General features: G+C 59.0%; 8 protein-coding genes and 1 pseudogene. 3 read left to right on the top strand and 6 right to left on the bottom strand.

Annotation, left to right across the window (positions count from 1 at the left end; all coding sequences use genetic code 11):
* The 5 genes and pseudogenes from EV130_RS32890 to EV130_RS07550 all read right to left on the bottom strand — a co-directional run.
* A pseudogene (locus EV130_RS32890) lies at window positions 1–95 on the bottom strand (GNAT family N-acetyltransferase); the annotation flags it as partial.
* A 493-nt stretch (window positions 96–588) separates the two neighbouring features.
* Window positions 589–1,173 carry a YceI family protein gene (locus EV130_RS07565; RefSeq protein WP_074065251.1) on the bottom strand — a complete coding sequence of 195 codons (585 nt, stop codon included), beginning with the start codon at window positions 1,171–1,173 and terminating at the stop codon, window positions 589–591.
* A gap of 19 nt (window positions 1,174–1,192) precedes the next feature.
* Window positions 1,193–2,044 carry a hypothetical protein gene (locus EV130_RS07560; protein WP_074065250.1) on the bottom strand — a complete coding sequence of 284 codons (852 nt, stop codon included), beginning with the start codon at window positions 2,042–2,044 and terminating at the stop codon, window positions 1,193–1,195.
* 393 nt (window positions 2,045–2,437) lie between these two features.
* The gene (locus EV130_RS07555) at window positions 2,438–3,055 is read right to left on the bottom strand and encodes a TetR/AcrR family transcriptional regulator (protein ID WP_074065249.1); all 618 of its coding nucleotides are present in this window, start codon (window positions 3,053–3,055) and stop codon (window positions 2,438–2,440) included.
* 57 nt (window positions 3,056–3,112) lie between these two features.
* On the bottom strand, window positions 3,113–3,463 hold the full coding sequence (locus tag EV130_RS07550) for a DoxX family protein (RefSeq protein WP_132659834.1): 351 nt from the start codon (window positions 3,461–3,463) through the stop codon (window positions 3,113–3,115).
* Window positions 3,464–3,607: 144 nt separating this feature from the next.
* Between EV130_RS07550 and EV130_RS07545 the strand changes: the two genes are divergently transcribed.
* From EV130_RS07545 to EV130_RS07530, 3 genes are all read left to right on the top strand, one after another.
* On the top strand, window positions 3,608–4,714 hold the full coding sequence (locus tag EV130_RS07545; protein ID WP_132659832.1) for an alcohol dehydrogenase catalytic domain-containing protein: 1,107 nt from the start codon (window positions 3,608–3,610) through the stop codon (window positions 4,712–4,714).
* A gap of 5 nt (window positions 4,715–4,719) precedes the next feature.
* Window positions 4,720–5,001, top strand: coding sequence for a DUF3861 domain-containing protein (locus EV130_RS07540; protein ID WP_132659830.1), 282 nt, complete (start codon window positions 4,720–4,722; stop codon window positions 4,999–5,001).
* A 517-nt stretch (window positions 5,002–5,518) separates the two neighbouring features.
* Window positions 5,519–6,337, top strand: coding sequence for an alpha/beta hydrolase (locus tag EV130_RS07530; RefSeq protein ID WP_245520034.1), 819 nt, complete (start codon window positions 5,519–5,521; stop codon window positions 6,335–6,337).
* Window positions 6,338–6,461: 124 nt separating this feature from the next.
* Here EV130_RS07530 and EV130_RS07525 read toward each other — a convergent pair whose 3' ends face one another.
* Window positions 6,462–7,796 (bottom strand): HlyD family type I secretion periplasmic adaptor subunit, encoded by a 1,335-nt coding sequence (locus tag EV130_RS07525; RefSeq protein ID WP_132659828.1) that lies wholly within the window; start codon window positions 7,794–7,796, stop codon window positions 6,462–6,464.
* Window positions 7,797–7,813: the final 17 nt, after the last annotated feature.

Genomic DNA, 7,813 nt, shown 5'->3' with positions numbered 1-7,813 from the left:
ACCAGAACCTCGCCGGCCCGCGGGCCTTCAAGCTGTACGGTCATGACTTCCAGCGGTTTTCCAGCCTGAACGGCAACGGCGGCGCGAACGTCCATTTAGAATTTCCTTTCGAATAAAACCGAGCTTCGGCAAGGCGGTGATCAGTGAAGTCGCATGTCAGAGGCGATAGGATCGAAGCGATGGATAGCCGCGCGCAGGGCAAGATGCCCGGATCCACCGCGTTCGAGATGCCAATTGAAAAACCCCTTGATCCTCCCTCGGATCTGCGGGCCAACCCCCTCAGATCCTTCAGCCGCATTTTCTCGTTAACATACCGAAATGCATCTGCATACCAAAAAGTATCCGAAATACACGAATTGCGAATCTCTGCCGTTGCGTGGCCTTCACCGGCGGGCACGCCTTGCCGTACAGCAGCCGCCGAATTTCGGCCCGTCCTTTCCCGCTTCCGCCTTGGCGCAACGCCGGATGCGCCAAGCGGAGTGTTCACCAGATTTGGCCGGGCGAGTGCAGCCTGACGGTCCATCAACAGAAAAGGCGCCGTCGTGATCAAACGACGGCGTCCTAGGGAGACGACCTGACGGTCTTGCATTATCCCTGGTGTTCGCGACCTTCCACCTCGATCACGAGATCGACCTCGTCGCCGATCATGCCGAGTGCGGCCTTCATGCCGAAATCGCTGCGCTTGACTTTGGTGGTCGCGCTGAAACCGACAACGTGGCTCTTATCCCAGGGGTTTTGACCTTCCTTGTTGAACGTGACGTCCAAGGTCGTGGATTTGGTGACGCCCGCTATCGTCAGGTCTCCGACGATCTGTCCGGTATTCTCGGTTGTCTTCTTGAACTCCTTGCCGACAAACGTGATTTCGGGAAATTCAGTGGCGTTGAACCAGTCCGCACCCTGGATGTCACCGTCACGCTGCTTGTTGTTCGTCGAGATCGAGGCGACGGTGACCTTGACATCGAGGCTGCTGGCGTCCGGCTTGGAAGCGTCGAAATCGAAGCTGCCAGAGAACTCTTGCGCGACACCGATCACCTTCGTAAAGCCCAGATGATCGATGTAGAAAGCGATGCCCGAATGGACGGGATCGATGTCGAATTTCGCGGCCCAGGCGGGCGACACCGCGCCGGCGAGCGCCGTCATCGAAAGTAGCAATGCTGCAAGTCGGTATTTCATTTCCATTCTCCTCCTGATGTTAAACTGGAAAGCTCGACCCATAATCGAGAAATGCGACGGCAAAGGCCGCTGCAGCCGGCACTACAGCCAAGATGACGTGGACGAAAAGGCGCGGAAACGGCAAAGACACGCCCAACGTCCGGCAGGTCCGCTCTGAGAGTGCCGGCAGCACGACGCACAGAGCGAGAACCGCGAGTGCGATGGGGTCGGCCTTGCGCGTGATCAGCAGAACAGTATCGGCAATGGCGATCAGGCCCCCCAACGCGCCGATCGCCGAGGCGCCGCCAAAACGGTAGGCAGGCTTTACGGCGTGAATGACCATGATCCCAAAGCACCCGCCCGCAAAGAGCAGGCAGAGCTGAAACGAGGAAGACGAGGCGCCGAGAAGGGCTATCGGGGCGAAGCCGAGAGCAAGTACGGCAACGACGCCGCCGCGCTTTACGTCGTCTTCTGCGCCCGTTGCTCCGCGCAGCACCATCCCCATGACAGCCATTCCGGCGGCTGCTGCGAGCACCACTTCCCAGGACGCTATCCCCAATCGCGGCGAACCGACATAGAATGCGGCTGCGGCCGGCTGGAGAAGTGCTAGAAGGCGCAAGGCGCGTGGAGCGGCAATCTCGGCGGCGAAGCCGATCGCCGTTCCAAAGGCGATCACGTAAAACACCTTGTTGACCGCACCGACAGGCGGAAAGGTCGGCACCTTGTTATAGGCGAGCCAATACGCTGCAAGCAATGCTGCCGGCATCAGCAGATCGGTAAGCCGGGCTGGGCCGCGCCAGCGCATCAGGCTCGACGCTAAAAAGCCGACGAGCGCCATGACGAGCAGAGACGAGACCAGCGCCTCCTGTGGGGAGTTGCCAAATCCAAGCATGCAATGATTTCCGATTTTCGAATCTAGGACGGCGTGCCGTCGATATATGCGAACTGTGCGACCAGGCGCGTCTTAATCCCTGGCTCGTGCGCCTCGACAGGTCGTTGTCAAAGTAGCTATCTCCATGATCTCCCCATAACTCCGCAGCGCCTCGACAACGGTCGAGGCTTGCGACTTTAAATACCAGTTGGTTTTCACATACCAAGCGGTTTCTGGATGAACGCTAGTCTTCCAAATTTGTGATGTCAAGCTGGTTTTGTGCTGAAAGACCATCAACTTCAGCGCGGAAGAAAATTCGAACTGGCCAGACCGCTTGCCAGTCGAGTCCAGAGCGTTCGCGCCGACCGCAAGCGTCGGCGCGCGCTTCTCATGTCGTAATCTGGATGTCGTTGGTTAGGCGCTAGCCGCCCTGGCGGACGTTACCGCTCGTGAAGATCGGTACATTTCCCGCAGCACGACCCGGACCATGTCTCCAGGCGCGCCGTCCTTGAGGAAGCTCGAAATACCGCCATAGGTGAGTTCGAGAACGATGCCGCCAATGTAGAAGGGGCTCGCCGGCGGCTGCAGAACAAGATTCAGCTTGTCGATGAGGATGTTGCCCACGCCTTCCCATTGATCTCGGAATAACTTCACGTGCCGATCTCCGAGCGTGTGGTCATGCTGGGCCATTCGAAGAAGCTCTATTGCCAGCATGCCCCACCGGCGATCGTCTCCGCGGTCGTTTGCCCATGCTGCCAAGGTATCAATCAGTCCCATGGGGTCATTGCATTTTCCCAGAAGCTCAGTCAGCTGAACGACGTCGCCACCGGCGTTGCCGGCAAGGAGCTGCAGAAAGATATCTTCCTTATTGGCGAAATTCGAGTAGAACGCCCCCTTCGAGTAGCCCGCCTCTTCGGCGATGCGTTCAATCGAAGCCCCGGCATAGCCGTGGCGTGCCATGACTTCATAAGCGGACGCCAATAGCTTTTCCTTCGTGCGAGCCTGACTTTGCTCACGTGTCAGCCGTGCCATTTCAAAATTCCCGTTCGTGCGTATCCAGACACCGAGGCGTACCTCAAAACGACATGATCATACAAGAGCCGTTAGCAGACAAAGGAGTGCCCACAAAATCGGATATTCCGGACCCATCTTCTGCCAACGCCAGTTCAAGCCGTTGATCTTCACAACCGCGTAGGCAGCACCAATCAGCACAAGAGCACCGAAAACGGCCGCAACTCGGGGGTATATTGAGAACACCAGTCCGACCGTTGCGCAAGTCTCCGCAACGAGGGCGAGCCCCACGAACAGCGTCCCGGGCTTGAGGCCTGCCGCCTCGAATGTTCCTCCGGCCTTCTTATAGTGCAGTCCCTTGCCGATAAGGTGGGGAATGAACCAGACGCCGCACAGAATGCGAAGCCAGTCAATCAACACGAAGTCCATTTCTCCTCCCTGACGCCGGCCTCAGCCGCGTTCGCGAGGATCGATCGCAATTTCCCCGCTTGCATTTTCAGATACTAAACGGTATTCACAATCCAATCAGGATGTCAATATGACGAGATCTTTGGGTTTGGGAGGATAATGCCGATGGAAATGATGCGTGCTGCGCGCCTGCATGCCGTAGGTCAGGCAATGAGGATTGAAGAGGTCGAGCGGCCCAAGGCGACGGGAAGCGACGTCGTCGTTCGCGTGAAGGCCTGCGGAATGGTTCCGAATTTGGCAAATGTCCTGGCCAACTGGGAAACCTGGTATCCGCAGATGCCACTTCCCCCGCGTCCCGCGATTCATGGCCTCGATCCGAGCGGGATCGTCCACGAGGTCGGCCCTCAGGTTGTCAACCTTAAGGCGGGTGACAGGGTGTATGTGAACCCCGGGCGATTCTGCGGCGCGTGCCATCATTGTTCGTCGGGCAATCCCCAAGCCTGCGAACATTGGACCCTCGGCGGTTACTTCGGCTACAATCAAAAGAGCATCGAAATGTTCACCCGCTATCCTTACGGCGGCTTTGGTGAATTCATGCTCGCCCCGCAGGCGCAGGCCATCAAGATCCCAGATAACATGAGTTTCGTCCAAGGCTCCCGCCTGGGCTATCTCGGCACCTCTTATGCCGCCCTTAAGAAGGGCGGCCCATTGATGGGCAAGACCCTGATCATCAACGGTGCGACCGGCACGCTTGGACTGGGCGCGACCTTGTTTGCTCTGGCAATGGGCATCGCAAAAATCTATGCCGTCGCAAGGGGCGAGAAGCTGCTTGAGCGGCTGAAGGCGATTGCTCCCGACCGCATTGTCACCTTCTCGAACGTCAATGGATCGTCGGCAAGCTTCGTGAAAGAGCAGACCAATGGAAGCGGCGCCGACCTCATGCTCGATACGCTCGGCGCAAAGGCCCCACTCGAGGCCATGCTGGATGCCATGGGCGGTGTCAAAAGGGGCGGTCGCATCGTCAACATCGGCGGGACGTCCGGAGCTCTGCCTGTCGACGTCAAGTGGTGGATGGACGAGCAGATGGAACTGATTGGTTCCGTCTGGTTCACTGCCGCTGAAGGCATGGAAGTCGCTGCCATGATCGAGGCTGGTATCATCGACATGTCTGTCATGTCGCCGATGGTGTGGCCGTTGGAGAAGATCAACGATGCGATCTCCGGGGTCGGGAAGGACGAAGGCGGGTTCACATACTACGCCGTCGAACTGTGACGAAGGTGCCATCGGCTCACACTTACCGGGTCACGGTCGAGCGGCTGGAGGGCGACGCCCCTTCGGCTGCCGACGAAGCTCTCGTTTTTCGAACCACCAACCACGATGACCTGTTCAAAATCCTGTCGTTGATGCGCGAAAAGCAGTTGCTGCCTGAAGATGAGATTGCAGAATTCACCATCGGACTGAAGCTCTTCGCAGAGGTTCTCATCAGACACCGCTCCGAAATGCCCTTCAAAGAACTGTTTGCGCATTTCAGCAGCTTCATGAAGGCTCTGAAACGTTGAAGCCGCTTCTGTTGTGACTGCGGCGCAGCTCACGTGGAAGCAGGAGAGGTTGGCAGCGCGGGCCTCCTGCAATTGGCGGCAGACTTCCCGTCGAGGTGCCCGCGATCGTCAATCGGTTTGCGGGAAGGGGCGCAGGCGGTCGTGACCGCTGCGCTGGAGATTGTTGCGGGCGATAGCGATGTGGCCACCCGCGCGCCCGCTCTGATGGATGGGGAAAGCTCGGCTTGCCGGAAGCTATCGTCACTGTCGAGGGCGGTGCCATCGCCCATGGTTACCCGATCGGCAACCGGGACCATCCTTGTCAGGGGGCTCCTACACACGATGAATCAGGATAGTCTGCGCCGCGAAGTCGTCACGCTGTGCATCGGGAAGGCCAGGGCACCGCTCTCGCCCTCGAAACGTTATAGTCATTTCGAATCGGGAGTCGGCAATGTTTGAGGGTTCAAAGGAAGGACGCATTGGCGTCGGCGAGGTAGAGATTGCTTGTACGTCGGCGGGGGATGGGCCGCCGGTGCTGATGCTGCACGGATTTCCGCAGACAAAGGCGCTTTGGGCAAGAATCGCGCCGGGATTGGTCGCGCGCGGTTACCGGGTGATCTGCGCCGACCTGCGTGGCTACGGCGCCTCGAGCAAACCGCCGGCCCGACCTGATTTGGAAAACTACAGTTTCCGGACGATGGCGGCGGATCAAGTTGGTTTGATGAGGGTGCTCGGGTACGAGCGATTCCATCTCGTGGGTCACGACCGTGGCGCACGGGTGGCACACCGGCTGGCGCTGGATCATCCAGGTGCTGTCGCCAGTGTCACGCTGATGGACATCGTGCCGACGACCGTGCTGCTCAACGACCTCCGCAAGGAGGTCGCTCAAAGCTACTGGCACTGGTTCTTTCTCGCTCAACCATCGCCCTTCCCGGAACTGATGATTGCAGCCAACCCCGATCTGTTCTACGAGACCTGCCTCTATGGATGGGGTGCAGCGGGTCCGGCGGATTTCGATGTGGAACAGCTCGCCGCCTATCGGGCCTCATGGCATGACGCCGAGGCGATTGCTGGCGGCTGCAACGATTATCGCGCGGCACTAGGCGTCGATCTCGCCGACGATCTGGCGGATCAGGGGCGACGCATTTCTGCTCCCGCACTCATCCTCTACGGCGCATCTGGCGCAATGGCGAAACTCTACGATCTGCCTGCCGCGTGGGTGGATCGCTGCTCGATCATGGAAGCCAGGGCCATCTCAGGCGGGCATTTTTTCCCCGATTCCGCGCCGAATGAGGTCATCGAACAGGTGGCTGCATTTCTAAAACGTCATCCCCTGGAAAGCATTACAGCGAACTGATCGTTTGAGTCCGGGAATGCCTCCTAAGCAGTGGGGTCCCACTCGCTGCGGCGCCGGATGCGAGGGATCTCAACTCGGTGAGTTTCGCTGTTATAGCAAAGAATTGTCATCGGGTGGCCTGCAACTATTTTTCGCGCATCGCTCGGCGGAGATTCTGTGTGATAGGTTCAGCCAGATAAGAAAGCACGGTGCGAGCACCCGTCCGAATCATCGCCTCGGCCGACATGCCGGGCAGCAGCTTACGGCCCTCCAGCTTGGCCAGTTCGCTCTTATCGATCAATACGGTCGCGGCGAAATAGGGTGCCCCGGTGCGCTCCTCCACCATCCGGTCAGCCGACACGATCTCGACGACGCCGTCGAGTGGAGGAAGATTGTAGCGGGCAAAGGCCGGAAAACTGACGCGTGCGCGCTGTCCAGGGGCGATCGTCTCGACGTCCTCTGGCCTGACCATTGCCTCGACCACGAGTTGCTGTCCGAGGGGCACGACTGTCATCAGTGTATCTCCGGGTTTCACGACACCGCCGGTCGTGTGGACCTTCAGGTCCATGACGATGCTGTCGACTGGTGCAACGACGTTGGTACGGGCAAGCACGTCCTTGGCGGCACGCTCTTCCTGTGTGAGGTCAAACAACTCCGCCTCGACCTTGCTCAACTCCCCGACCGCCTCGTTCAACCGCACTGTGTTGAGGTTCAGGATTTGCATGTCAATCTCGGCCATGGCGCTTCTGGCACGAGCGATCGCCGCGACGTTGGTCGCGCGCTCCCCCTCGATCTCGCGCTGTTGCCGCCTGAGCATCAGGTTCCGCTCGCGGGTGACCAGCCCGCGCTTGAGGAGACTTTCAAGGTCTTTGGTTTCACTTTCGATCGCCTCGATCTGCTTGTCTTCGGTGATGATAAGCTCCTTCAGTCCCGTTATCTCTTCCTCGGTCTGGCGACGGCGCTGGCTGAGGATTTCCTGCTCGTCCTTTAAATTGTGGTGCTTTGCTGCGAACACGTCACGCTGTGAGGCCACCGCGTCCCTTGCGGCTTTCGCGGCGTTTGCGAGCAGCCCCGGATCAAATTCGATCTCGAACTTGCCATCCCGCTCAGCCCTCAGACGAGCGGCCAGCGCCTCACGCGTTGCTATCCGATTGTGGATCAGGTCAAGCTTCGCCGTTGCCTGTGTGTTGTCGAGCCGGACGAGGATTTCACCGGCCCTGACGATATCACCGTTGGCGGCGTTCAACTCTGCTATGATGCCGCCCTCGAGGTGCTGGATGAGCTTGCGGTCGCCGGCAACCTTGATGACGCCCGGTGCCACTGCGGCGCTTTCCAACGGGGCAATCATCGCCCAACCCCCCGCCATGCCGAAAAACAGGAACATGATCGCGAAGCCTGTGAGCGTCACACCTGTGAGACGCAGGGGAACTGGGGCGGCAGGTGGCGAAACGGGAAACGGAACGACCTTCATATCCTTCATGGCTGTTTCCGTTTCCT

The sequence above is a fragment of the Rhizobium azibense genome (genome assembly GCF_004342325.1).
Lineage (GTDB): Bacteria > Pseudomonadota > Alphaproteobacteria > Rhizobiales > Rhizobiaceae > Rhizobium > Rhizobium etli_B.
This window is presented reverse-complemented; position numbering and strand designations above follow the sequence as displayed.